Here is a 24,992-nt window from a genome sequence, read left to right as displayed (position 1 = left end):
ACTATAGACCGCAGGAAATATGCTTGTCAATAGATTCTGTAAATTTTTCCGGAAAATAGGCCGTCCGAGCTATGCTTACTGCTTTCTTTGATTGTGAGACAGGGCCGTGGACAGGCAGCGTAATGTGGATTTGAGCTCTTTTAATACCTTGGGTTTGGATAGCCGCGCGCGCGACCTGGTGGTGTATGACAATGTTACCCAGCTACCTGCCTTGCAAGCGCTGGTGGAGCAGGGCGAGCGTATCTTTGTGCTGGGCGGTGGCAGCAATGTGGTGCTGGCCGAGCACGTGGATGCCCTGGTGATCAAGGTGGAAAGCAAAGGGATCTGTCTGCTGCAAGAGCGGGACGATGTCTATGTTGTGGAGGCGCAGGCGGGCGAGTGCTGGCATGATTTTGTTCAGCATTGCTTGAATCTGGGCTGGCCTGGTTTGGAGAACCTGGCGTTGATTCCTGGTACGGTGGGTGCGGCTCCGGTTCAGAACATTGGTGCTTATGGCCTGGAACTGGAGCAGCGGGTGCACAGCGTGCTGGCCTGGAGCTTTAAAGAAGGCAAAGAGGTGGAACTGTCTGCGACCGAGTGTGGCTTTGCGTATAGAGACAGCCGCTTCAAGCATGATCCGGCTGGTAGCTGGTTGATTCTGGCGGTGCGTTTTGCCTTACCACGTCAATGGACACCGGTGCTGGCGTATCCCGATCTGAATAAACAAGCTCATTTGGCGGGGGAGCCAGACCCTCAACGCATTTTTGATGCGGTCTGCAAGATTCGTCGTCAAAAATTGCCTGATCCCCGCGTCCTGGGTAATGCGGGCAGTTTCTTCAAGAATCCCGTGGTGCAGACCGAGCAGCGTGATGCCTTGAAGCAGCAATGGCCCAATCTGGTCTCTTATGACCTTGGGCAAGGCCAATGCAAGTTAGCGGCAGGCTGGTTGATTGACCAGTGTGGCTGGAAAGGCAAGCGCGATGGCGCGGTGGGTGTACACGACCGTCAGGCTTTGGTGCTGGTAAATCATGGCGGCGGGACCGCGCATGATATTGAACACTTGGCCCAAGCAATTCGTGGCTCTGTTCGGGAACGCTTTGGCGTGGAGCTGGAACAAGAGCCCGTTATGGTGAATTAAGCGTCTACCGCGCCCCACCATCGCAGCGTTTGTGCCAGATGGTGGCGTACCGCTTCCATGGCCGCTTCGGGTTTGCCCGCCTGCAGCGTGTCCAGAATGTGCAAATGTTCCTTCATGGCGGGTACGATGCGCTCGGGCAAAGGCCGTCGCGAGTGCTGCAGCACATTGATGCGATCACAATTTTCTTCGTAAATCGTCATGGCCGAGCGGTTCTGCAACGCTTGTGCCAGATAGCGGTGCAAGGCCCAGTCCACTTCCATGGCCTGAATCTGCAAGGCGGTGGTGACAAGGCCGCTTTGCGCCTGCTCCAGGATGTTCTGGTGTTGTTCCCGCAAGCTCTCCAGTGCGGGCTGCGTGGCACGGCTTGCCAATATCCTGGCCCCTTCCTGATCGAAGACACAGCGCAACTGAAAACATTCCCGTAGGGCTTCCGTGGTTGCCTCCAAAACCAGAACGCCGCGCTTGGGCAAGATAGAGACCAGCCCGGCCGCCGCCGCCCGCTTGACGGCCTCGCGCACCGGAGCCAGTGGAAAGTCGCTCAGTTTCATCAGCTCCGCCATCGACACCATCTGCCCCGCGCGTACCTGCCCGGTCGCCAATAAATGACGAAATGCCTGGAAGGCTTGGGTAGCCAGCAACGTGTCAGCAGAGGAGGAGGGAATACTCATGTAGCGTCTCCGTGGGTGCGTAATGTAGCTTCATGGCTGATTTTGTAGGGGTGGCTCTGATTGTATTCGGTATTTCTTATTGCATATGTACTGATATTCAAGATGAAATCTCTGCTGCAGTCCAAACAATAAAATAAATGGTTGAAGTAGTGGGTCGCCAATAAGCGAAAAAGAAGGCCCAATGGCTTGATGTTGCGCGGCGTAAAAAAACCGGCTCGAAAGCCGGCTTTTTATCAGAGTGTCTGCAAGTCAGGAACTTACAGGCCCAGTACGTCCCGCATGGTGTACAGGCCGGTGCTTTTATCGCCCAGGAAACGGGCGGCACGCAGGCTGCCATTGGCATAACCGGCACGGCTGCTGGAGCGATGCGAAATTTCGATGCGCTCGCCTTCACCGCAGAAAAACACGGTGTGGTCGCCCACAATGTCGCCACCACGGACAACGGAAAAACCAATGCGGCCATCCTGACGCGCCCCGGTATGTCCGTGACGGGCCCAGTCGGCTACATCGTTCAGGGATTCGCCCCAGGTCTGGGCGATGACTTCACCCATGGCCAAGGCGGTGCCCGAGGGTGCATCCACCTTGTTGCGATGGTGGGCTTCAAATACCTCGGCATCGAAGCCCTGGTTCAACAAGGCAGCGGCCATTTCAATCAGTTTCAAGGTTGCATTGACGCCCACGCTCATGTTCGGGGCGAAGACAATGGCAATCTCGCGGCCAGCGGCTTGGATCTGTTGTTTCTCTGCTTCAGAAAAGCCGGTGGTGCCAATCACCAGACGGGTGCCGTGTTGGACGCAGGCATCCAGATGGGCCAGGGTGCCTTCAGGGCGGGTGAAGTCAATCAGGCAGTCGGCTTGGGCCAGGGCGTTCAGATCGTCCGTGATCTTGATTCCCGTGTCTTTACCCAGAAAAGCTCCTGCATCCTGGCCGATGGCTTTGGAGCCGCTGTGGTCCAAGGCGGCGGCCAGTGTCAGGTCGGTACTGTTCAAAACAGCTTCAATCAGCATACGGCCCATACGGCCGTCTGCGCCAGCAATGGCAATGCGCATGTATCCAGTGTCCTTAACGTAAAGCTTAAAGCGTGGGCTGGTTGCCGGTCACGCTGGGCGTGGGGGCCGTATTTTCGGCGTCAGCGGGAGGCGGCGTTTGTTTCTTGCCGGTATCGCTGCGCTCGAATGGTTGGCGATCAGGCTGTTCGTCGCCTTGCCAGCGAACCAGGGTGTCGCCTTCAAACCAGACGGTGAACGTGCGCTGCTCGATCTTGCCGTAGCCAGGTCGGTTCAGGTAAGGATAGTCCCAACGGTCAGCGTGGAAAATGTCTTGCAAGGTCGGTGAGCCCAGCAGATAACGTACCTGTTCGCGAGTCATCCCCGGTTGCAGGCGGGCCACTTGCTCGGCAGTGATCCAGTTCCCCTGCTGAATGTCTGCGCGGTATGGGAAGCCCCATTTGGAGGATCCGCAGGCGCTCAGGGCGGCGGCAGCCAAGCTGGCTGCGAGTATGGCGCGGATGACAGGAGTGAATGAATTGGCCTTCTTCTGCACGAAATGCCCCAGTAGGAATAAAATCGTTATCATATAAGGGTTTAGGAAAAAGCGCATGAATTGCGCGTTGAACCGCCTCAAGACGAGCTGGTTTTCAATCAGAACGGACTTGAGATCCATCCCCATCAAGATGCGATAATTTAGCCATGAACGATCAAAATGAACTGAAGAACATGGGGCTTAAGGCGACGTTTCCACGCCTGAAGATTCTGGATATTTTTCGCCGCTCCGATCAGGACGGCCAACGACACCTGAGCGCTGAAGACGTATACCGTTTGCTCATTGCTGAAGAGGTCGATATTGGTTTGGCCACGGTATACCGTGTGCTGACCCAGTTTGAACAAGCCGGCATTTTGGTGCGTAGCCAGTTTGACGGCGGCAAGGCCGTCTTTGAACTGAATGATGGCGATCACCACGATCACCTGATTTGCACCAATTGTGGCGTTGTCGAAGAGTTTACCGACAGCAATATCGAAGCCCGTCAGCATCAGGTCGCACAGGATCACGGTTTTGTGCTGGAGAGCCATACGATGCTGTTGTATGGTATTTGCCCCAAATGTTCGGAAGCGGGCAAGCAGGCCAAGCCCGGTTTGCGTAGTTAATTCTGTTGTAGCTGGCCCGCAGGCCCAGGATCTGACGATTGGGGGGCAGGATAGCCAGGACGGCATTCTGAAAATTCAAAGAACAGTCAGATTCAGGCCATAGGGCATCACAGCCGGACATGAAAAAACCACCAGTTGCTGCGGCGCTGGTGGTTTGGTTTGCGTTTCAAAAGCGGCTTTACTGTCGCGCCAGCATTTCCCGTGCATGTTCACGCGTGGTTTGCGTAATTTTCAGACCACCCAGCATACGGGCAATCTCATCTACCCGTTCATCTTGCGTCAAGGGGCGGATCGAGGAAAAAGTCTGGCCTTGTTCGGTCGTTTTCTCGACTTTCAGATGATGGTTCCCACAGGCAGCCACCTGGGGCAGGTGGGTCACGCACAGAACCTGATGGCGTGCGCCCAGCTCTTGCAGTAGACGTCCTACCACTTCGGCCACTGCGCCACCCACACCGGTATCGACTTCATCAAAAATCAAGGTAGGTACACGAGCCGCTTGACTGGCGATAACAGACAGCGCCAGGGAGATTCGAGCCAACTCACCACCAGAGGCCACTTTGGCCAGTGGACGCGGTGTGACGCCTTCGTGACCTGCAACCAGGAACTCCACGTGCTCGACACCGTGGACTTGAGGTTCGCAGGCGGTCAGGGCGACCTCGAAACGGCCGCCTTGCATGGCCATGGACTGCATGGCCTGGCTGACTTGTTTGCCAAGCTGCACACTGGTTTTGCGTCTTGCCGCACTGAGCTTGCCGCTAAGCTCCTGATACTGCTTCTGCGCGTGCTGGGCCTTGGCTTGCAAGGCCTCCAAATCAAAAGATTGCTGTAACTGTGCGAGCTGCTCCTGCCAGGAGTCCAGCAGACTGGGTAATTCCTCGGGCTCCACTTTCAGTTTGCGCGCGGCACTGAAAATGGCTGACACCCGCTCCTCTGCTTGAGCCAGGCGCTCGGGGTCCAGCTCCATATCGCTTAAGTAGCTGTTCAGATCCGAAGCCGCTTCGGTGACGGCAATTTGTGCCGACTCCAGCGCATCCACAATCGCTTGCAGGCCAGGGTCATGGCGCAATAGGGCGCTCATTTCGTGGCTGGCCTTGCCCAGCAGTTGCTGTACCGAGGTTTCCTCGCCATCCAGAGCGGTCAGGGCCAGCGCACTGCCATCAATCAGGGCTTGAGCATGAGACAGACGGGTGTGTTCTTGTTGTAGCTGGTCCCATTCCCCAGCGCGCAGATTCAGGCTGGAGAGCTCATTGATCTGCCATTCCAGGCGCTCTTGATCGCGCTTGCCTTGTTCCGCACTTTGGCTGGCTTGTTCGACGGCTTTGCGCGCCTGGCTCAATTGCTGCCAGGATTGTGCCACTTGACGCGCCAGTGGCAAATGGCCGCCTTGGCTATCGAGCAGATCGTACTGACTTTGAGGATTCATCAGGCTTTGATGTGCGTGCTGGCCGTGAATATCCACCAGCAATTCGCCCAGCTCACGCAACTGGGTCAAGGTTGCTGCGCTGCCGTTGATGTAGCTGCGGTTGCGCCCTTGCAGGTCAATCAGACGACGCAAGATCAACTCGTCCGAAACATCGAAGTCACGCTCGCTCAGCCAGCGCTGAATGTCTTGTTCGCAATCGAAGTGTGCGCTGACTTCAGTGCGTGTGCAGCCTTCGCGTATGGCTTTGGCATCGCCGCGTGCTCCCAGAACCAGGGAGAGCGCGTCAATCAGGATGGATTTGCCAGCGCCGGTCTCCCCGGAAAAGACCGTGAAGCCGGTGTCGAAATCAATCGTGGCTTGATCCACGATGACAAAGTCTCGAACGTGCAGGGTACGGAGCATAGAGGTTTATTCGTTTTCGTCGTTAGGCAAAGGGATGTGATTCCAGCCCAGTTTTTGGCGCAGAGTGGAAAAAAAGCTGTAGCCCTTGGGATGGATAAAGCGAATGGTGTCCTGGGAGCGACGCACATCAATGCGGTCTCCCTGCTGACAGTCGGACCAGGTTTGCATGTCAAAGTGCACACTACCACCCGATTCCACCCGGCCCAGTGCCGTAATGGTCAAGTTCAAGGTACCTGTGTCGGGTAGCACGATGGGCCGGTTAGACAGGGTTTGCGGCGCGACAGGCACCAGCAAAAAGGCTTTCAGGGACGGGTGCAGCAAGGGGCCGCTGGCGGCCAGGGCATAGGCGGTCGAGCCGGTGGGAGTGGAGATGATCAGGCCGTCCGAGCGCTGGCGATACATGAATACACCATCCAGTTCTACGCGCAGCTCGATCATGCCGCCACGGCCAGCGCGGTTGATGACCACATCGTTCAGGGCCACGCCTGAATACAGCACTTGTCCGTCGCGCACGACGCGGCCTTCCAGCATGGAGCGCTCTTCAACGTCATACTCGCCTTTGAGAACGCTCAGCAAGGCGTCGTTGGCGTCATTCAAGGGAATATCGGTAATAAAGCCCAGGCGACCATGGTTGATTCCGATCAGGGGGACTTTACTGTGTGCTAATTCGCGAGCCGCGCCTATCATGGTGCCGTCGCCGCCCATCACGATAGCCAGATCGGCGTGCTCGCCAATTTGGGCATAATCGCCGATGGGAAATTCGGTAATACCGGCATTCTGGGCGGTTGTGGCCTCAAGCAATACCGAGCAACCAGTGCTGACCAGGGTATTGGCCAGCGATCGGATGGGCGCATCCAAGCCGGAGTCCTGGTATCTGCCAACAATGGCAACCGTTTTGAAATGCATGGGGCGAAAACCTTAAGATTAATGAAATAATGGCGATCAGTGGATTATAGAGTTGCCACTCTAGGCTTGGCTGTAAGATTCTCCCCTTTATCATGCAGTGCTGGTGTTTTTAAGTGACGTACGCGACATGGATGACAGAGCAAATGCCTTGTTGAAGGTGCTGATCGAGCGTTACATCGCCGATGGTCAGCCGGTAGGGTCTCGTACCTTATCGACCGTTTTTGATTTTTCTCCGGCCACCATTCGAAATGTGATGGCCGAGTTGGAAGGCTTGGGACTGATTCACAGCCCGCACACCTCGGCGGGGCGTATTCCCACGCCCAAGGGTTACCGCTTGTTTGTGGATCGTCTATTAGCGGCAGAGCGTTTCGAGCGGCCTGATGCTCGCAACCTTAGCCAGTATCTGCCTTTTGATGAACCCAACCGGGCGGTCAGTTCCGCCGCTGCCTTGCTGTCGAATCTGTCGCAGTTTGCTGGCGTGGTGCTGGCACCGAAAAAAGCGCAGACCTTCCGGCAAATTGAGTTTATTCGCCTGTCCGACAAGCGAGTGTTGCTGATTATCGTCACACCAGATGGCGATGTGCAAAACCGTATCCTGTTTGTGCCGCGTGATTACCTGGAGCAGGAGCTGGTTGAGGCCAGCAACTTTTTCAATCAGCATTTCTCTGGCCTGTCTTTTGAGTCGGTCAAGCTGGCCTTGTCGCAGGAGCTTAGCTCTTTGCAGGCGGACATTTCGCGCCTGATGCAGCAAGCGGTGGATGTAGGCAGCCATCAGCCTGACAGTGAGGAGGCCGTGGTGATCGCTGGCGAGAGCAAGTTGTTAAATGTCTCGGAAATGGTGGCGGACATGGATCGTTTGCGCCGTCTGTTTTCCCTGTTCGAGAAAAAAACCGATCTGCTGCATCTGCTGGATGTGTCCAGCCAGGCTGAAGGGGTGCAGATTTATATCGGCGGAGACTCCCAGCTCCTGCCGCTGGATGATGTCTCTGTGATTACCGCCCCGTATGGAGTGGACGGCAAAGTCGTGGGTACGCTGGGTGTGATCGGGCCATCGCGGATGGCGTATGATCGTGTGATTCCGATCGTGGACATTACGGCTCGGCTATTGTCCAATGCCCTGAGCCATCACTCGGCCAGTTAATGGATAGATCTTCAACCTGTTGGCAGGCGGAAGGTTTGCTGGCTGTCTAAGGTATTAATCATCATGCCCAAGTTGTTTGCTTCTCCTTATTTGCCCGAAGAGCAGGACGCCGATATGTTCAATGACCAGGCTCCGGTACGCCAGGCTGGGCCGGTCGGTATCTTGCTGGTCAATCTGGGTACGCCGGATCAGCCCGATGCGGCATCCATTCGCCGTTATCTGGGCGAGTTTCTGTCTGATCCTCGGGTAATTGAAATCCCGCAGCCGGTCTGGCAGATTATTTTGCGCCTATTCATTTTGCCCCGCCGTCCCAGCAAGCTGGCGCCGCGTTACAAGGACATCTGGTTGCCGCAGGGCGCCCCCTTGCTGGTCTATAGCCAGGCCCAGGCCGATGGTTTACAAAAGTTGTTGCACTCGCAGGGCCACGATGTAAAGGTGGAACTGGGGATGCGTTATGGCAACCCGTCCATTGCCAGCGGACTGGATAAATTGAAAGCTGCAGGTTGCGAGCGGATTTTGAGTTTGCCCCTCTATCCACAATATGCAGCCAGCACGACCGCGACAGCGGTCGATTGTGTCGCGGCGCATCTGGGCAAACAGCGCAATCAGCCAGAGCTGCGTTTTCTCAAGCGCTATCACACGCACCCGGATTACATTGGTTCCTTGGCAGCGCTGATTCGTCGTTATTGGGATGAACATGGCAAGCCAGAGCGTTTGTTGTTGAGTTTTCACGGTTTGCCACGCCGCTGCGTGGAACTGGGCGACCCTTATTATCGCGATTGCCGTGAAACGGCCAATGCCTTGCGTGCGGCGCTTGATGAGCCTGCTGTAGAGGTCCACATGGCTTTTCAAAGTCGCTTTGGTGCGCAGCGCTGGCTGGAGCCGTACACCGAGCCTACCTTGCGTGAGTGGGGTAAGCAGGGAGTAGGACGTGTCGATGCCGTTTGCCCCGGTTTCTTGGCAGATTGCCTGGAAACCCTGGAGGAGATTCAGGTGGAGTGTCGCGACGCCTTTTTGGAAGAGGGTGGTCGCGAGTTCCATTACATTCCTTGCCTGAATGACGACCCGCAATGGATCGAAGGTCTGGGACGGCTGGCTGTGCAGCATTTGGGAGGCTGGTTGCCCAGCCGTCTGGTGTCAGCCCAGTAGTGGCCAGGGAAGGTTTTAACGGGCCGAGCGAGCAAAATACGAAAGCAGGTCTTGAACTGGGGGCAGATGCCCCCATTTTTATGCGATCAACGAATTCTGTAGTGGAGAAAAATCGAATGGCTACACACGCCGATCCCAATAAGCCTCTGGACGGGGAAGTGACGGAAAACACGCCTGAGCAGGCGCAAACGGGCACCGTCGAGCAAGACCAGCCAGAGATTTTGGCCCAGCAGCCTGAAGAGTGTTCGGCTGATCTGGCGACCGAATTGGCCCATGCCCAGGAGAAAGTGTCGCAGTATTACGACCAGTTGCTGCGTGCCAAAGCTGAAGTGGAAAACATCCGTCGTCGTGCGGATGATGATGTTGCTAAAGCCCGTAAGTTCGGCACCGAGTCCTTTGCCGAAAGCCTGATTCCGGTGCGTGATAGCCTGGAAGCAGCCCTGGCCCAGGGCGAGCAAAGCCCTGAAACCTGGAAAGAAGGGGTGGAGACGACCTTGCGTCAACTGAACAAGGCTTTTGAACGCAATAGCTTGAAAGAAGTGGCTCCACAAGCTGGCGACAAGTTTGATCCGCATCTGCATCAGGCTATCTCGGCCGTGCCTTCGGAGTTTGAAGAGGGCGCAGTCGCCCAACTGCTGCAAAAGGGTTACACCATTTCGGATCGCGTGTTGCGTCCCGCCTTGGTGATGGTGTCAGCTCCCAAGTAATCAGAGCTTGCCTGACTGTGCCAGCAGGCTTTCCGGGCTAAACCCGCTTTCAAGCTTCTTTTCCGGATTTTTGGCAGGCACAGTGAAAAAAATAAGGCTGTTGCTCTTGAAATGCGTACACAGTTCCCCATATGCATTTCATCAAATAATTTGCTTTCGCAATCAATCTTTTAGTCAGGTAAAAAATCATGGGCAAAATCATTGGTATTGACCTTGGAACCACCAATAGCTGTGTATCGGTGTTGGACGGCGACCAGGTTCGTATTATCGAAAATGCCGAAGGTGGTCGTACGACCCCTTCCATCGTGGCTTACATGCAGGATGGTGAAATCCTGGTTGGCGCTCCTGCCAAACGTCAGGCTGTGACCAACCCTGCCAACACCATTTTTGCGGTCAAGCGTTTGATCGGTCGTAAGTTCACTGAAAAGGCTGTTCAGACAGATATTGAACACGTGCCTTACACCATTGTTGCCGCTGATAACGGTGACGCATGGGTAGAAGCACAGGGCAAGAAGATGGCACCTCAGCAAGTGTCTGCCGACATCTTGCGCAAAATGAAGAAAACTGCCGAAGACTATCTGGGCGAAGAAGTAACCGAGGCCGTGATTACCGTGCCTGCTTACTTTAACGACAGCCAGCGTCAGGCAACCAAGGACGCAGGCCGCATTGCCGGTCTGGATGTCAAACGCATCATCAACGAGCCAACCGCAGCGGCTTTGGCTTTCGGCCTGGACAAGGCTGAAAAGGGTGATCGCAAGATTGCGGTGTATGACTTGGGTGGCGGTACGTTTGACGTGTCCATCATCGAAATCGCCGACATCGACGGTGAAAAGCAGTTTGAAGTGCTCTCCACCAACGGCGACACCTTCCTGGGTGGTGAGGACTTTGACAAGCGCATCATCGACTACATCATCGACGAGTTCAAGAAAGAAAGCGGCGTTGATCTGTCCAAAGATGTGTTGGCCTTGCAGCGTCTGAAAGAATCCGCTGAAAAAGCCAAGATCGAGCTGTCTTCTACGCAGCAGACCGAAATCAACCTGCCTTACATCACGGCAGATGCTTCCGGTCCCAAGCACTTGAACCTGAAGATCACTCGCTCCAAGCTGGAAGCGCTGGTTGAAGACCTGATCGAACGCACGATCGAGCCTTGCCGCGTTGCCATCAAGGATGCTGGCGTGAAAGTGTCGGAAATCGACGATGTGATCCTGGTCGGCGGCATGAGCCGTATGCCCAAGGTGCAAGAGCGCGTTAAAGAGTTCTTTGGCCGTGACCCACGTAAAGACATCAACCCGGATGAAGCTGTGGCCGCTGGTGCCGCGATTCAAGGTTCCGTCTTGTCGGGCGACCGTACTGACGTCCTGCTGCTGGACGTGACTCCTCTGTCCCTGGGTATTGAAACCCTGGGTGGCGTCATGACCAAGATGATCCAGAAGAACACCACGATCCCTACGCGTCATTCGCAAGTGTTCTCCACGGCTGACGACAACCAGCCTGCGGTGACCATCAAGGTGTTCCAGGGCGAGCGTGAAATTGCTGCCGGTAACAAGGCTCTGGGTGAATTCAACCTGGAGGGTATTCCACCAGCAGCACGTGGTCTGCCACAGATTGAAGTGACGTTCGACATCGACGCCAACGGTATCTTGCATGTGTCAGCCAAAGACAAGGGCACAGGCAAAGAGAACAAGATCACCATCAAGGCAAACTCCGGTTTGTCCGACGAGGAGATAGAGCGTATGGTCAAGGATGCCGAGGTCAACGCAGCTGAAGACCACCGCATCGCTGAACTGGCCGTTGCTCGCAACCAGGCCGAAGCTTTGATTCACTCGACCCGCAAGTCCTTGACGGACTACGGCGACAAGCTGGAAGCGGCAGAGAAAGAAGCGATCGAAAAGGCAATCGCTGATCTGGAGGAAACTCTGAAAGAAGGCGATAAGGAAGCCATCGACGCCAAGGTGGAAGCTTTGGGTGTGGCCTCGCAGAAACTGGGCGAGAAGATGTACGCTGACATGCAGGCTCAAGCCGCAGCACAAGAAGGTGCTGAAGGTGCAGCCCAGCAGCAGCAGCCCGCCGATGAGAACGTGGTCGACGCTGACTTTAAAGAAGTCAAACGCGATCAGTAATTGAGAGCCTGATTCAGGTTCCCTGGCCCGATCTTTGGCGGCATACGCTGGAGATCGGGCATTATTATTCAAACAGCGGCGTTTGGACGTCGTTAATCAAACATGGCAAAACGCGACTTATACGAAATTCTCGGTGTGGCCAAAAATGCGACGCAGGATGAAATCCGCAAAGCGTATCGCAAGCTGGCCATGAAGTTCCACCCTGACCGTAATCCGGATAGCAAGGACGCCGAGGAAAAGTTCAAGGAAGCCAAGGAAGCGTACGAGATCCTGTCCGACGAACAGAAACGCGAAGCCTATGACCGCTATGGTCATGCCGGAGTCGATCCCAATGCCGGCATGGGCGGTATGGGTGGTGGCATGGGCGGGGCCGGATTTGCAGACGCCTTTGGCGATATTTTTGGTGAAATATTTGGTGGTGGCGGTGGACGTCGCGGCGGTGGCCCTCAGGTTTACCGTGGCGCGGATTTGCGCTATGCGCTCGATATCAGCCTGGAGCAGGCAGCAGCCGGTTTTGATACAGAAATTCGCGTACCAAGCTGGGAAAACTGTGAAACTTGCTCGGGTTCGGGTGCCAAGCCCGGTACCTCTGCACAGACTTGCCGTACCTGCCAAGGCAGTGGCGCAGTCCGCATGCAGCAGGGCATTTTCAGCATGCAGCAAACCTGCCCGACCTGTCACGGTAGTGGCAAGGAGATTCCTGATCCCTGCGTGGTGTGCCACGGCGAAGGCAAGGTTAAAAAGACCAAGACTTTGCAGGTCAAGATTCCTGCCGGTATTGATGATGGCATGCGCATTCGCTCCAGCGGCAATGGCGAGCCTGGCGTTAACGGTGGTCCTGCCGGTGACTTGTATGTGGAAATCCGCATCAAGCCGCACGGTATTTTCCAGCGTGATGGCGAGGACCTGCATTGCGAGCTGACCATCCCGTTTACCACGGCAGCCTTGGGCGGAACGGTGGAAGTGCCTACCCTGACAGGGCGTGGCGAAATCACCATTCCAGAAGGTACTCAAGTGGGCAAGACATTCCGCTTGCGCGGCAAGGGTATCAAGGGCTTGCGCTCTAGTTACCCTGGTGACTTGTACTGCCACATTCAAATCGAGACACCTGTACGTCTGAACGAAGAGCAAAAGAAGTTGCTGCGTCAGTTTGAACAGGCCTTGAACGATGGTGGCGTCAAGCATTCGCCCAAAAGCGAGTCCTGGACGGATAAGGTGAAGGGTTTCTTCTCCTGAATCCTGCAAGGCAAAGCGCAGTAAAAAGCCCGGTACATGTGTACCGGGCTTTTTTATGCCTGCCTGAGCAGGCCCTGGGTTTCAGCTATCAGGGCTGGGCTTCCAGTGCAGCCGGGGCATCAGTTGGAGCTGGGGCGGGTGCCTGTCCTTGCTTTGTTTCCTGGGCTTCAGGAGCGGCAGCACCTTGTTTCTGGCGCTCGTGGTCTGCGGCAATTGCCACGACCATTTCCTTGGGTTTCAGGTATTTGCGCAAAGCCGCATTGACCTGTTCGGCATTGAGTTTTTGCAGCTCCTGGTCCATTTTCTCGGACCATTCAAAGCTACGACCCAGGTCCAGGTAGTTCAACCAGGCGCTGCTGACCACGGTGTCCTGGCTGCGCGACAAGCGACGATAATTCAGCAAAGCATTCACACCTTCTTTGACCTCTTGCTCGCTAAAGCCATCTTTTAGTGTTTGAGTCAGTACTTCGTCGATGGTCTTGCCCAGTTTTTCGCTGTTACTGGGGGCGTGGATGGCATAGACCTTCCACGAGCCATTGGGCTCATAGCTGGACGCCTCCACCTGACTGCGTACGTTGTAGGACAAGCCATCTTCCACTCGCACGCGGTTCCATAGGCGCGAAGTCTCAGACAGGCCCAGCAAGTAGTTGGCCAAGTAGACAGCCGGAAAGTCAGCATCGCTGTCTTGTAACTTCAGACCCAGATCCGCTAGATAAAAGGCGTTGGCCTTGTCTGGGGTGTTGATATCGAAGACCTTGGGGGCCACGGTTTGCAGTGGGTCGTCCGGACGCTGGTAGGTCGGGGCTTTGCGCCAGCCCTTCAGACCCTCCGCCAAAGCCTTGCGAACTTCTTCCTTGTCAAAGTCGCCCACGGCGCTAAAGGCGACATCGCCCGTACCGTAGAATTTTTGATGGAAGTCCCGTACTTGCTTGATGTTTACCGCTTGGACTCGCTCTATGCCTTCCTCAAAGCTGGGCGTGTAGCGAATATCGTCTTTAGGCCAGGGGTTGGTATAGCGTTCAATGGCCTGGCTTGCCAGGGCTGCAGGCTCGGTACTGGCCGATTTCAGGTCGGTTACAACGGCTTGCTGATATTTCTTGAGCTCGTCTTCGGGGAAGTTCGCCTCGCGCAGCACATCCAGCGCCAGAGCAATGGCTTTAGGCAGGTTCTCTCGATTCGAGGATAGGCTCAGGTACAAACGGCCATTGGAGCCGCTGGTGCTGAACTGGGTTTGCATGGCGGTGAACTGGTCGGAAATCTGTTCCCGATTCAGCTTTTTGGTGCCGGTGCTCAGCAGGCTGGCCACGGCAGCGGCGGTAGCTGTCTGGTTCTTGAGTTGATCAGGTGAGCCAAACTTGAAGGACAAGCGGGCCTCCACACGTTCAGCGCGCGTTCCCTTGGGTAGCAGCGCCATTTTCACTTCGCCCAGGTCCTTGCCCAGGGACAGGGGCTGCAGATCAGTGCGGGCCATGATGTTGGCAGGGCTAGGATCAAAGGCCTCTACCGCTTTGCCACTGTCCTTGCCGGTATAGTCTTGCACCAGTTTGGCCACATCTACTGTAGTGGCTTGCGGGGCGCGCAGCGGTTTTTCTGTAGGGATGTATAAACCATTGCTACGGTTGCTGGCTACCAACCAGGTCTCCAACGCCTTTTGAACGTTTGGCAGCTTGGCCGCTTCTACCCGGTCGCGCTGCAGAAAGAACAAACGCCAGTCCCCGCTGGCAGCCGCTTCAGACAGTGCGCTGGCCAGGCTGGAGGGATTGGCATAGGTCTGTGTCCAGCCTGTCATCCATTGGCTGCGGATGCGCTCCAGATCCGTCTCTTTCAGCGGGGACTTGGCTAAACCCTCCAGCGTGTCATTCATGACCTTCAAGGCCTTTTGCTGATCCATATCGGGTTTGAGCTCGGCACCAAACAGGGCGTAGCCCGGATCGTGGCTTTCGGAGTCAAAGCTAAATACGCTGGTAGCCAGGTTCTGGTTGACCAGGTTCTTGTACAACTGTCCGCTGGGGGTATCGCCCAAGGCGCTGATGCCCAGGCTCAAGTCCATATATTCCGGGCTGGCGGCGCTGGGCAGGTGGTACAGCGACATGATCAGGGGGGTACCACCGTGTCGGCGCAAGGTGACTGTGCGCGTGCCGTCTTGCACCGGCTCAACCGTGTATTCGGGGCGCAGTGTACGAGTTGGCTTGGGGATGGAGCCAAAGGCCTTGGCAATGTTTTCCAGGGTTTGATCGGTGTCGAACTGCCCGGTTATAAAAAGCACGGCATTATCGGGCTGATAGTAATCGTGGTAGAACTTGCGAAGCTGTTCAATATCCACATTTTCTACGTCGGAGCGGGCGCCGATCGTGGTCTTGCCGTAGCTATGCCATTGGTAGGCGGCAGCGGTCAGTTTTTGCATCAGAACACGGAAAGGGCTGTTTTCACCGCTTTCCATTTCATTGCGTACCACGGGCATTTCCGCTTCCAGATCCTGCTTGTCGATCAAGGCGTTGACCATGACATCGGCTTGCCAGTCCAGATACCATTTCAGGGTTTCGGGATCTGCAGCGAAGCTGGCAAAGTAATTGGTACGGTCGCTGGAGGTGGTGCCGTTGGCTTCCAGACCGCGCTTGGAAAATTCGCCCAGCGCATTGCGCAAGGTGGGCGTGCCGCGAAACAGCATGTGCTCCAGCAGGTGAGCCATGCCGGTTTGCCCGTAGTTCTCGTGTCGTGAGCCGACCAGATACGTCATATTGACCGTGGTCGTGGGTTTGGAGTCGTCTGGGGCCAGAACCAGGCGCAGGCCATTGTCCAGAGTGTATTGAGTGACGCCTTCGACAGAGGGACCTTGGGCCAGACCTGCGGGTAGGGCATAGGCTGCCAGCGAAGTGGACAGCAGCGCAGCCCCTGCAAGATGGCGCAGGCGCAGGGCGGCAATCAGTACAGAGAGTTTCATGAACACATCCTTACGGTTTTAGCGATGAAAAAGCCAGCCAAGCCGACCAGTGTCTTTTGTAGCATGGGGTCGTTTGGCTGGGTAGGCAGCTTGCCTTACAAATGTCCGGCGTGATCGAAAAAAAACCCATCAGGGACACTGATGGGCAAAACAGCAAGAAAACGATGCCGCGTCTAGCTGGGTTTGTGTTTTAGCCTCTCCAAAGCGTCCTTGCGTAGGTGGCCTAGGCTCTTGAAGAGAAAATCGTAAAGTGCAGCCAATTGCTTGGGGTTGTAGTGTGCCGTGGCATCCATGATGTGATGGGCAGGCAGGTTCATATCAGTAATCAGGCGCTTGCAGCGCTCTTGGTTGGGATACAGGCTGGTCATGCGCCCGTCGCGCGGGTGCGGCTTGCGCAGCAGATATCCGGCGCTTTCCAAGCGTGTAATCAAAGCCTGCGTACCACTGGGACTCAAGTCCAGTAGCTGGGCCAGCTTGCCGGGAGACAGAGGTTTGAACTCCAGTACGAACTCCAGAGCCTTGTATTCATTCAGGCTCAAGCCCGCTGCTTGTGCCAACTGGGTTTTGTTTGCCTCCAGGTAGACATCAAACTGGCGCAGCATCATGCGCACAATGTCGCTTTGCATATGCCCTGATAAAACCTCGTCCCTTGCTTCTGGCTCAGTCCAATCCGTTCTCAGGGGCTGTTTATTAGGCATATGCACACATCCTTAGCGCGGGGGAGCGCCCAGCAAACCGTCAATCAGATCGGTGATGGGGCTTAGTAGACCGACATTGGTGGCGGCGACTGTGTTGCCAGGAGGCGTTTCGGTCGTGGCCGCAGGTGGGCTAAGCAAACCATTGCCCAGCAGACCGGTGATGGGGGCCAACAAGCCTGGGTTATTGGCCATGTCGCCACCAAGACCACTCGTCACGCTGCTGACCAGGTGGGTGATAGGGGCGAGCAGGCCAGCGTTTTGTTCTGTGCCGTCCGCAAGTCCGCCAGTCAGGGAGTGGGCCAGACCAGTAATGGGGGACAGAAGCCCGTCATTGCCGACGTTCCCGCCTGCTAAGCCACCAGTTAACCCATCGACCAGATTGGTGACAGGGGCCAGTAAACCGGCGTTGTTATTGAGTGCTGTGGTTTGAGCACCGAGCAAAGGTTGTAGCTGATTGCTGCCATGCAAGAGCGTATCGCTTGTCGCGGCAAGGCTGCCCGTTAGGTTTTCCAGCGTGGAGCTAATCGGGTTGGGATTGTTGGGGTCGTTATGGAGCAGGCCTCTTGCGCTACCGACCGTATCACTGACTCCATACAACAAGTTGCCCGCCGCTTGTCCTGCGTTGAGTGGGAGATTGGCGTTTTCAATGAGCTTGCCCACAATATCGATGCCATGTTCAGTTTCGTCCAGGGTGACGTTGACGCCCTCGCTGTCGATGATGGTGCCTAGATCAATTGCTTCCATTATTCGAGCTCTCCAGGGCTCTATATCCTGGATGTCTAGTATTTGATCAGCGCTTAATCCAACACGCTGTCCGTAATTGCGCAATCCGACAGGCAGAATGTTATCTACTGCTTGACCTGTATTTGCCAAGCTCGTTTCAAGCGGGCCGGGTTGGACGACCATTGTTTCTGCTGTTCTCAGGTTTTGACTCAGGTTCAGATTTGCTGGAACAGCGAGAGGGCTGGCTCCCAGCAAATCGGCCTGGGCAGTCGTAGAGAACAGACTGGCTGTCAGGCTGAGCAAAACGATCCTGCTGGACGTAAAACGTGTCTTTATAGTCATGACTTACTCCATCTGAAGATCAGGATTGCTCAGGCGTTTCAAATCTGAATGAGTGAGCTCCTGGGGATAAGGGATGGGGCGGTTGAGCGCCCCATCCTTCCGTTTAGCGGGGGCCGCCCAGCAAGCCGCCGAGCAGGCCGGTTACCGGGGCCAGCAAGCCGCCGTTGTTGGTGCCTGCAGTGGTCCCACCACCGGCATTCACGCTGCCAGAGGCACCGCCATCTACCGAAGGGGCTGCTCCGCCCAAAAGCCCGCCGGTCAAACCACCGACCAAGCCAGTTACAGGAGCCAGCAAACCGCCGTTGGCAGCGTCACCACCACCCAGTCCTCCGGTCAGGCCACCCACCAGATTTGTGACGGGAGCCAGCAAACCGCCGTTGGCAGCGTCACCACCACCCAGTCCTCCGGTCAGGCCACCCACCAGATTTGTGACGGGAGCCAGCAAACCGCCGTTGGCAGCGTCACCACCACCCAATCCTCCGGTCAGGCCACCCACCAGATTCGTGACGGGAGCCAGCAAACCGCCGTTGGCGGCGTCACCACCACCCAATCCTCCGGTCAGGCCACCCACCAGATTTGTGACGGGAGCCAGCAAACCGCCGTTGGCGGCGTCACCACCACCCAGTCCTCCGGTCAGGCCACCGACCAGATTTGTGACGGGAGCCAGCAAACCGCCGTTGGCGGCGTCACCACCACCCAGTCCTCCGGTCAGGCCACCGACCAGATTTGTGACGGGAGCCAGCAAACCGCCGTTGGCAGCATCACCACCACCCAGTCCTCCGGTCAGGCCACCGACCAGATTTGTGACGGGAGCCAGCAAACCGCCGTTGGCAGCGTCACCACCGCCCAAGCCTCCTGTCAGGCCGCCGAGCAAGCCGGTAACTGGTGAGAGCAAGCCACCTTCGCCGTTACCTGTCAGGCCACCAGTCAGGGAGGCGACGGCTTGTGTGGCGTGGTTCAAGGTGTTGCCCAGCGGGTTTGTATTGCTGTCAGTTTGGTGAACCAGTCCACCGACCGAGGCAACGGCCTGGCCCAAGTGTCCAACGACACCGCCCAGACCCAGCGGGGCGGCGCCATCGATCTGAGTACCCACATTGCCCAGGGCACTACCTACGCCGCCCAATAGGGCGTTGATGGGCTGGCCAACACCTAGGCCATCGCCCACTTGTTGAGTGATATTGGTCACCGTGGCACCTACAGGAGCGACCACGGTATCCAGGGTTTCACCGACATTGCCCAGGATGGGGTTCAAGCCAACAGGCAAGATGTTGTCGACAGTCTGGCCTACGTTGGCAAGGGAAGGTTCAAGAATGGGGGCGGCATCGGTACCGTCCAGCAAACCGCCCAAACCGAGTTGGCCGGTGATGGGATGCAACAAGCTGCCTTCGCCCAAGAGGGAGTCGGTCAGTGCCGCCACGCCACCTGTGGCGTGGCCCAGCACGGCGGTCAATGGATTAGGGTTGTTGGCGTCAGCATGCAGCAAACCGCCTGCACTGCCCACCGCGTTGCCCAATCCCGTTAAGAGACCGCCTACGCCTTGGCCTAGATTCAGGGGCAGGCCACTATTGCCCAGTTGCTCGCCCAGATTGGTCACAACACCACCTACTTGCTGTGTTAGACCATTGATGGGCTGGCCCAAGCCGGTTGCGCCGCCAATTTGTTGAGTCAGACCCGTGGCTGTGTCCACGACAGGAGCAACCACGGTGTCCAGTGTTTTGCCCAGTTTGCCACCGGTATCTTGTAGACCGACTGGCAGGACATTGTCGACGGCTTCGCCGACATTATTCAGCGTAGTTTCAAGGGGGCCTGGAGTGTGAGGGTTTCCGCCGTTATCACCACCGCCGTTATCACCACCGCCGTTATCACCGCCGCCGTTATCACCGCCGCCGTTGTCGCCGCCGCCGTTGTCGCCGCCGCCGTTATCACCGCCGCCGTTATCACCGCCGCCGTTGTCGCCGCCGCCGTTGTCGCCGCCGCCGTTGTCGCCGCCGCCGTTGTCGCCGCCGCCGTTGTCGCCGCCGCCGTTATCACCACCGCCGTTATCACCGCCGCCGTTATCGCCACCGCCGTTGTCGCCACCGCCGTTGTCGCCACCGCCGTTATCACCGCCGCCGTTATCGCCGCCGTTACCTGGTCCGCCCGTACCTGGGCCAGGGTTGGTGGGGGTTTCTCCACCGCCACCACCACTGCCGCCTCCTAATAAGCTGCCGCAGGCGGTCAAGGTCAATGTGCTGGCCATTAAGGTGGCCAGGAGTGTCAGGCGTAGGCCTGGTTTCTTGCTGTCTGTATTTTTATGCATTGCTTGCTCCAATAAATGATCGGGGTACTTGCTTGCTTCCTGATTCTTGTATAAGCAATTTGCATGCCAATTAATTGGGTTTGCGATAGGCCGCATGTGCTCTTGGTTTGGCGCAAAGTAAGCAAAAAAAAGAGGGCTATTTGTTACGGGTTTTGGGCTTTGGGCGGAACGTGTTACGTAACAAAAAAAGAACCGCTGACAAGCAGCGGTTCGGTAAAGGGAGGGCAGGGTGCTCAGGAGGTTCGTGGCACCAGGGCCTTGGCATCCAGCCAGGCTTTGGTGTTCTGCCTGAAGGTGCTCATGCTATCGACCAGAAAGTCGTACATGGCAATTAGCTGGGCCGGGTTTTGATTCGCTGCGGTGTTGATGGCCTGATTAATGGCACGCTCTTTCACAGCCAGAACCTCGCGACACTTTTCCATCACCGGGTGCAAGGCAATTACGCGCTTGTCCAGGGGGTGACGGCCCCGTGTGATGTAACCCCGATGTTCAAGGCGGTTGATCAGGGCGCTGACACCGCTGGCACTCAAGTCCATCAGGTGTGCTAACTGACCAGTGGGCAAGGCATCGAATTCCATGATGTATTCCAAGGCCTTGAAATCGTTCAGAGGCATGTTTGCCTCTTCGGCCAAGCTGGCTTTCAGAGCTTCTGCGTAGATGGTGAACTGACGACCCAGCATCTTGCCCAGATCCATCAGCATCTTTTCTGAAAGCATGCTGTGTTCATCGTTGTGCGAGGACCAGTTGGAGCGGGCCCCGGCACTTTGTGCGCCAGGGTGACGGCTCACCGGCAAACTGACCGGGTTCATGACTTTATTCATCATTGACGGCCACCTCCCAGCAGGCCACCGAGCAAGCCGGTTACGGGCGCCAGCAAGCCGCCATTGGCTTGCCCACCGCCGCTTGTGTCTGCATTTGCCTGCACGTTGACGCCGCCGGTCAATCCACCCACCAGGCCGCCGACCAAACCGGTAACCGGTGCCAGTAAGCCGCCACCTGCCTGGCCTTCTACGGCGGCGCCACCACCAATCGAAACACTGCCTGTGATACCGCCCAGAAGGCCGGTTACAGGGGCTAGCAAGCCACCGTTGGATGCGTCACCACCAGTCAAGCCACCCGTTAAACCGCCAACCAGGTTAGTGACGGGGGCCAATAGTCCGCCGTTGGCGGCCTCACCACCGCCCAAGCCTCCGGTCAAGCCACCGACCAGGTTGGTAACCGGGGCCAGTAGCCCACCGTTCGCGCCGTCGCCGCCGCCCAAGCCGCCAGTGAGTCCACTGACCAAACCAGTAACCGGGGCCAGCAGCCCACCGTTGGCAGCATCACCGCCGCCCAAACCGCCGGTCAAACCACCGACCAGGTTAGTGACGGGTGCCAGCAAACCGCCGTTCGCTCCATCTCCGCCACCAAGGCCACCTAGCAGCCCGGTTACAGGTGCCAGCAGGCCACCCCCTTCACCGCCTGTGATGCCGCCTAAGCCACCTGTCAGGGAAGCGACGGCTTGGGTGGCGTGATTCAAGGTGTTGCCCAAGGGATTGGTGTTTGCATCTGTCGCGTGCAACAACCCGCCTGCCGAGGCGACAGCCTGTCCCAGATGTCCTACGACACCGCCCAGTCCAAGAGGCGCTGCATTGTCCAACTGGCTACCCACGTTCCCCAAGGCACTACCGACACCCCCGAGCAACGCATTGATGGGTTGGCCTACCCCTAGGCCATCACCCACTTGCTGAGTCACATTGGTGACGGTGGCAACGACCGGTGCCACCGTGTTATCCAAGGCGCCACCCACATCACCCAGAATCGGGTTCAGGCCCAGCGGCAGAATGTTGTCCACGGTTTGCCCGACATTGCCCAGTGCAGGTTGCAGGATGGGTTCGCCGCTGCCCGCCAACAAGATTCCGTCCAGGCCCAGTTGTGAGGTCAATGGGTGCAGCAGGCTGCCTTCACCCAGCAAGGAGCCGGTCAGCACTTCTACGCCTTTGGTGGCGTGGTGCAGGGTGTTGCCCAGCGGGTTGGGGTTGTTGGGATCGTTAACCAGCAAGCCGCCGACCGAACCGACGGCTTGACCCAGATGGGATAGCAGGCCGCCAGCGCCTTCACCCAGATTCAGGGGCAGGCCTGTCTGACCTAATTGCTCGCCCAGATTGGTCACAACGCCACCGACTTGATTTGTCAGACCGTTGACCGGTTGGCCCAGTCCAGTCACGCCGCCGACGGTGCGTGTGGTGTCGGTCACGATGTCGGTGACGGGTTTGAGTGCGCTATCGAGCGTTTTGCCCAGTTGATTGCCCGTTTTGCTCAGGTTCAAGGGCACTACGTTGTCCACTGCCTGGCCCAGATTGCCCAGCGCATTTTGTGTCAGGCTAGTGTCCTTGCCGCCGTTATCGCCGCCACCATTGTCCCCACCGCCGTTATCTCCACCGCCGTTGTCTCCGCCGCCATGGTCGCCATCGCCGGGGTTGGGCAGGTTGGGATCAACAACAGGTGGGCGAACCGATACATCCAGACCATCGCGTACCCCACCGCGCGAGGAGCAACCGGCCAGAACGGCGGCGCTGATGACTAAGGTAGCGACAACGGCGCGTTGCAGCTTGCGTTGGGTCGAGGCGTTTCTTGCTGAATTCCTTGCTTTCATGTCTGACTCCGATCTGAAGTGTGAGCACGCCCTCAAGGGGCTCTTGATAGACATTAAGCAAGTATCGTGCCAGATTTGCTTGGTAATGCTTTGTTTTAATTTTGTTGTTTTTAATCAAATGGTTGGGTTGGTTTTTTGTTTTCTTTTGAAATCATGCTGCCAGGTTTCAAGGCTCATTTAAGCTTGTTGAAGGCTGTTTTTGTGGAGTGTTCCGTTCCTGTTACGTAACGTTTTTCGTAACACCTGAGCTTGAAATTCGTTGGAATGCAAAACAAAAAAGGCCATCTTGTGATGGCCTTGGGGAACTGTGCAACAGGTGCCGTGTTTAAAACCCGTCGTAAAAGAACAGGAAGTTAGTGTTTAAACGTAGCTTGCGTTCATTGGAGTTAACCGGCAAATCTCCCAGTGGTTTGGCGACATTGATGTCAAACAAATAATGCTTGTTGTTCGATAGCCGGACCCCAATCGCAGCAGATCGCAGGTTGCGGTTGTTGTAGCTGTTGAGTCGGTCCAGGTTGTACCAGGCGCGCGCCCAGTCATAGGCGATATACGGCTGAATGTTGTTGAGCCAGGTGGAAGAGTTTGTGAAGCGTCGGTTGATCTCCAGCGTAGCGCCCACGCCTTTGTCGCCCGCCAGTTCGCCTTGTGGGTAACCATAGCCATGCCGCCAGGCGCCAAAAGAAATCTGTTCGGAGTTCGGTAAGACGTTCGAGCTGTACTGGCCGCTGGCTGAAAAACTCATGCCGAACTGGCCTGGCAAAGCCAGGTTCTGTTTGAAAGAGGCTGTCCAGCGGGTGAAGTCCAAATCCAGATCCGATTCGGCATCACGCTGCAAATAGGTGTTCAGGGATTTGCGGGCGCCCATGGCATCCAGGCCTTTATATACCCCGAAATTGACCTCGCGAGATTGGCGTGGCGAGGCATCGGTATAGCGCAATTCGGCCTTCAGAGCGCGTACGTCCGTGGTGTTTTCAATCCAGACATTATCCAGCGTTTTGTGGGTGTAATCGTCCAGGGAGCGGCTGGCATAAAAGCCCGCTGTGCCTTTAAGGCTGCGCTGATTGTTCAAAATAAAGGGATAACTGATCGCCGCCCCGATGCGTTCGTTGATGACCTTACGGTTCCAGCCCTGGCTTTCCAGCACTTCGTCGCGCGGCTCGGAGCGGTAGTGATAACCGTCAATTTCCAGGTTCAAGCCGTTGCCGGTCAGGGGAATGGTCAGGTTACCGCTGACATATTTGACGTCTTCGGAGTGGGTAGGAATGGCGGCGGTCAGTTTTAGCTCTTCGCCCAAGGCAGTCAGGCTATTGGCGCTCAGTTGTACCAGAGCCTGCTTGCTGGAGCCCATTTCCGCGACACTGGCATTGGCTCTGAAGGATTTGTGCTGGGCATTGATGAGCAGTTCAGAGGCGCCATCGGTGCGTACGGGCATGTCCAGCTTGGGATCGATTTTCAGGCCAGGGACGGTACGCAGCAGATTCATGGTGCGCTCCAGCGTGCGCTGGGTCAGCGGCTTTTCATCCACCATGGCCTGGGCAATGCGTTCGATGCGTGCCTGGCTGCGTCCTGGATCGCCCTCAATACGAACACTGCCCACATGGCCCTCCACCACCGTGACCTTGATATGTCCTTGCGAGAAGTCCTGCTGCTGCAAGATGGCAAAGGACAGCGGGTAGCCTTGTTGTTGATACAGGGCGGTGATCTTGTTCACCTCATTGATCAACTGGGCAATGCTCAGTGTTTTGCCGGCCAGGGGTTCCAAAATAGCAGTGATCTGCTCAAAAGGAATACTGCGACTGCCGCTGACATCAAAGCTGCGCACCACCACTTGCAGTTGCAGTTGTTGTTGCAACTGACTTTGGGCTGCTGCGGGCGGGATATGTAAAGAGGGCGTGCGGGTGCTGGGTGTAGGCGCATTAATAGGCGGCAAAGAGTCAACCGGGTTCCCCCGCAAGGGGGCGTCTGCCCAGCTTTCTGAACCTGTTGTGGCCAGACCCATGCATAAACCCAAGCTGATGATGATATCGGGGGTTTTTTTTCTGGGCAGGGCCAGCGACAAGTGGTGCTTGAGATTCATGTTCATTAATGAGTATTCGCTAGAAATCGGGCGCTTTTTTCTACTGTGCCGTAGTTTATCTTCGCTGTCACTTTTTGGTGTTTGAAAGCAGGGAATTCCTTCTTGCCGCTTTAAAAAGCGTTAACTATTACATTCTGAAACGTAAAAAAAATAGGCATGATTTAGCTCGTTAGCGAACAGTCCTTTATCACTGTATTCATGCTTACTTAAGGGGGTTCTGGTTTTCCCTTGTGGGTAGCGACGAATCGAAAAAAAACCGCTTTC

Annotated in this window: 19 protein-coding genes; 7 read left to right on the top strand and 12 right to left on the bottom strand. The window is 56.4% G+C overall.

Features of this window, described 5'->3' with window-relative positions; translation table 11 throughout:
• Positions 1-106: 106 nt before the first annotated feature.
• Positions 107-1,117: a UDP-N-acetylmuramate dehydrogenase gene (gene murB / locus OKX01_RS13385; RefSeq protein WP_264671850.1), complete on the top strand. Its 1,011-nt coding sequence runs from the start codon at positions 107-109 to the stop codon at positions 1,115-1,117.
• Here the strand turns inward: murB and OKX01_RS13380 are convergent.
• The 3 genes from OKX01_RS13380 to OKX01_RS13370 all read right to left on the bottom strand — a co-directional run bounded on the left by OKX01_RS13380 (position 1,114) and on the right by OKX01_RS13370 (position 3,327).
• Positions 1,114-1,785, bottom strand: a complete 672-nt coding sequence (locus OKX01_RS13380) for a GntR family transcriptional regulator (RefSeq protein WP_094197416.1) — start codon at positions 1,783-1,785, stop codon at positions 1,114-1,116. The two genes, murB and OKX01_RS13380, sit on opposite strands and share 4 nt — an antisense overlap.
• 257 nt (positions 1,786-2,042) lie before the next feature.
• Positions 2,043-2,834, bottom strand: a complete 792-nt coding sequence (gene dapB, locus OKX01_RS13375) for a 4-hydroxy-tetrahydrodipicolinate reductase (RefSeq protein ID WP_094197415.1) — start codon at positions 2,832-2,834, stop codon at positions 2,043-2,045.
• A 25-nt stretch (positions 2,835-2,859) separates the two neighbouring features.
• Positions 2,860-3,327, bottom strand: coding sequence for an outer membrane protein assembly factor BamE (locus tag OKX01_RS13370; protein WP_319802190.1), 468 nt, complete (start codon positions 3,325-3,327; stop codon positions 2,860-2,862).
• A gap of 146 nt (positions 3,328-3,473) precedes the next feature.
• On the opposite strand from OKX01_RS13370, the gene fur reads away from it, so the two are divergent.
• A complete protein-coding gene (gene fur / locus OKX01_RS13365) occupies positions 3,474-3,929 on the top strand; it encodes a ferric iron uptake transcriptional regulator (RefSeq protein WP_094197413.1) in 456 nt (151 codons plus the stop codon).
• Positions 3,930-4,107: 178 nt separating this feature from the next.
• Here fur and recN read toward each other — a convergent pair whose 3' ends face one another.
• Together recN and OKX01_RS13355 are read right to left on the bottom strand one after the other, a co-directional pair.
• Positions 4,108-5,754 carry a DNA repair protein RecN gene (gene recN / locus OKX01_RS13360; RefSeq protein ID WP_264671849.1) on the bottom strand — a complete coding sequence of 549 codons (1,647 nt, stop codon included), beginning with the start codon at positions 5,752-5,754 and terminating at the stop codon, positions 4,108-4,110.
• A gap of 6 nt (positions 5,755-5,760) precedes the next feature.
• The gene (locus OKX01_RS13355) at positions 5,761-6,660 is read right to left on the bottom strand and encodes an NAD kinase (protein WP_094197411.1); all 900 of its coding nucleotides are present in this window, start codon (positions 6,658-6,660) and stop codon (positions 5,761-5,763) included.
• 127 nt (positions 6,661-6,787) lie between these two features.
• On the opposite strand from OKX01_RS13355, the gene hrcA reads away from it, so the two are divergent.
• From hrcA to dnaJ, 5 genes are all read left to right on the top strand, one after another.
• Positions 6,788-7,801, top strand: coding sequence for a heat-inducible transcriptional repressor HrcA (gene hrcA, locus OKX01_RS13350; RefSeq protein ID WP_094197410.1), 1,014 nt, complete (start codon positions 6,788-6,790; stop codon positions 7,799-7,801).
• 63 nt (positions 7,802-7,864) lie between these two features.
• Positions 7,865-8,950, top strand: coding sequence for a ferrochelatase (gene hemH / locus OKX01_RS13345; protein WP_094197409.1), 1,086 nt, complete (start codon positions 7,865-7,867; stop codon positions 8,948-8,950).
• 116 nt (positions 8,951-9,066) lie between these two features.
• On the top strand, positions 9,067-9,657 hold the full coding sequence (gene grpE / locus OKX01_RS13340) for a nucleotide exchange factor GrpE (protein ID WP_264671848.1): 591 nt from the start codon (positions 9,067-9,069) through the stop codon (positions 9,655-9,657).
• A gap of 188 nt (positions 9,658-9,845) precedes the next feature.
• Positions 9,846-11,777 (top strand): molecular chaperone DnaK, encoded by a 1,932-nt coding sequence (dnaK, locus tag OKX01_RS13335; RefSeq protein ID WP_264671847.1) that lies wholly within the window; start codon positions 9,846-9,848, stop codon positions 11,775-11,777.
• Positions 11,778-11,879: 102 nt separating this feature from the next.
• Positions 11,880-13,013, top strand: a complete 1,134-nt coding sequence (gene dnaJ, locus OKX01_RS13330) for a molecular chaperone DnaJ (RefSeq protein WP_094197406.1) — start codon at positions 11,880-11,882, stop codon at positions 13,011-13,013.
• Positions 13,014-13,101: 88 nt separating this feature from the next.
• Here dnaJ and OKX01_RS13325 read toward each other — a convergent pair whose 3' ends face one another.
• The 7 genes from OKX01_RS13325 to OKX01_RS13295 form a co-directional block, all read right to left on the bottom strand.
• A complete protein-coding gene (locus tag OKX01_RS13325) occupies positions 13,102-15,954 on the bottom strand; it encodes a M16 family metallopeptidase (protein WP_264671846.1) in 2,853 nt (950 codons plus the stop codon).
• A gap of 173 nt (positions 15,955-16,127) precedes the next feature.
• Complete coding sequence (locus tag OKX01_RS13320; RefSeq protein ID WP_264671845.1) at positions 16,128-16,580, bottom strand: MarR family winged helix-turn-helix transcriptional regulator; 453 nt, start codon at positions 16,578-16,580, stop codon at positions 16,128-16,130.
• Between the two features lie 84 nt (positions 16,581-16,664).
• A complete protein-coding gene (locus OKX01_RS13315) occupies positions 16,665-17,558 on the bottom strand; it encodes a hypothetical protein (protein ID WP_264672882.1) in 894 nt (297 codons plus the stop codon).
• Between the two features lie 262 nt (positions 17,559-17,820).
• A complete protein-coding gene (locus OKX01_RS13310; protein WP_264671844.1) occupies positions 17,821-20,016 on the bottom strand; it encodes a collagen-like triple helix repeat-containing protein in 2,196 nt (731 codons plus the stop codon).
• Between the two features lie 233 nt (positions 20,017-20,249).
• Positions 20,250-20,840 (bottom strand): MarR family winged helix-turn-helix transcriptional regulator, encoded by a 591-nt coding sequence (locus OKX01_RS13305; RefSeq protein WP_230017640.1) that lies wholly within the window; start codon positions 20,838-20,840, stop codon positions 20,250-20,252.
• A complete protein-coding gene (locus OKX01_RS13300) occupies positions 20,837-22,651 on the bottom strand; it encodes a collagen-like triple helix repeat-containing protein (RefSeq protein WP_264671843.1) in 1,815 nt (604 codons plus the stop codon). The genes OKX01_RS13305 and OKX01_RS13300 overlap by 4 nt, the downstream gene beginning before the upstream one ends.
• Positions 22,652-22,976: 325 nt before the next feature.
• Positions 22,977-24,734 carry a ShlB/FhaC/HecB family hemolysin secretion/activation protein gene (locus OKX01_RS13295; RefSeq protein WP_264671842.1) on the bottom strand — a complete coding sequence of 586 codons (1,758 nt, stop codon included), beginning with the start codon at positions 24,732-24,734 and terminating at the stop codon, positions 22,977-22,979.
• Positions 24,735-24,992: the final 258 nt, after the last annotated feature.

The organism is Alcaligenes sp. SMD-FA, assembly GCF_025960365.1.
GTDB classification, from domain to species: domain Bacteria; phylum Pseudomonadota; class Gammaproteobacteria; order Burkholderiales; family Burkholderiaceae_B; genus Alcaligenes; species Alcaligenes aquatilis.
This window is presented reverse-complemented; position numbering and strand designations above follow the sequence as displayed.

Excerpts from the sequence above, each read along its gene's own strand:
- OKX01_RS13380 (WP_094197416.1), bottom strand. The coding sequence starts at position 1,785 with ATGAGTATTCCCTCCTCCTCTGCTGACACGTTGCTGGCTACCCAAGCC.
- dapB (WP_094197415.1), bottom strand. The coding sequence starts at position 2,834 with ATGCGCATTGCCATTGCTGGCGCAGACGGCCGTATGGGCCGTATGCTG.
- fur (WP_094197413.1), top strand. The coding sequence starts at position 3,474 with ATGAACGATCAAAATGAACTGAAGAACATGGGGCTTAAGGCGACGTTT.
- recN (WP_264671849.1), bottom strand. The coding sequence starts at position 5,754 with ATGCTCCGTACCCTGCACGTTCGAGACTTTGTCATCGTGGATCAAGCC.
- OKX01_RS13355 (WP_094197411.1), bottom strand. The coding sequence starts at position 6,660 with ATGCATTTCAAAACGGTTGCCATTGTTGGCAGATACCAGGACTCCGGC.
- hrcA (WP_094197410.1), top strand. The coding sequence starts at position 6,788 with ATGGATGACAGAGCAAATGCCTTGTTGAAGGTGCTGATCGAGCGTTAC.
- hemH (WP_094197409.1), top strand. The coding sequence starts at position 7,865 with ATGCCCAAGTTGTTTGCTTCTCCTTATTTGCCCGAAGAGCAGGACGCC.
- grpE (WP_264671848.1), top strand. The coding sequence starts at position 9,067 with ATGGCTACACACGCCGATCCCAATAAGCCTCTGGACGGGGAAGTGACG.
- dnaK (WP_264671847.1), top strand. The coding sequence starts at position 9,846 with ATGGGCAAAATCATTGGTATTGACCTTGGAACCACCAATAGCTGTGTA.
- dnaJ (WP_094197406.1), top strand. The coding sequence starts at position 11,880 with ATGGCAAAACGCGACTTATACGAAATTCTCGGTGTGGCCAAAAATGCG.
- OKX01_RS13325 (WP_264671846.1), bottom strand. The coding sequence starts at position 15,954 with ATGAAACTCTCTGTACTGATTGCCGCCCTGCGCCTGCGCCATCTTGCA.
- OKX01_RS13320 (WP_264671845.1), bottom strand. The coding sequence starts at position 16,580 with ATGCAAAGCGACATTGTGCGCATGATGCTGCGCCAGTTTGATGTCTAC.
- OKX01_RS13315 (WP_264672882.1), bottom strand. The coding sequence starts at position 17,558 with ATGGTCGTCCAACCCGGCCCGCTTGAAACGAGCTTGGCAAATACAGGT.
- OKX01_RS13310 (WP_264671844.1), bottom strand. The coding sequence starts at position 20,016 with ATGCATAAAAATACAGACAGCAAGAAACCAGGCCTACGCCTGACACTC.
- OKX01_RS13305 (WP_230017640.1), bottom strand. The coding sequence starts at position 20,840 with ATGATGAATAAAGTCATGAACCCGGTCAGTTTGCCGGTGAGCCGTCAC.
- OKX01_RS13300 (WP_264671843.1), bottom strand. The coding sequence starts at position 22,651 with ATGAAAGCAAGGAATTCAGCAAGAAACGCCTCGACCCAACGCAAGCTG.
- OKX01_RS13295 (WP_264671842.1), bottom strand. The coding sequence starts at position 24,734 with ATGAACATGAATCTCAAGCACCACTTGTCGCTGGCCCTGCCCAGAAAA.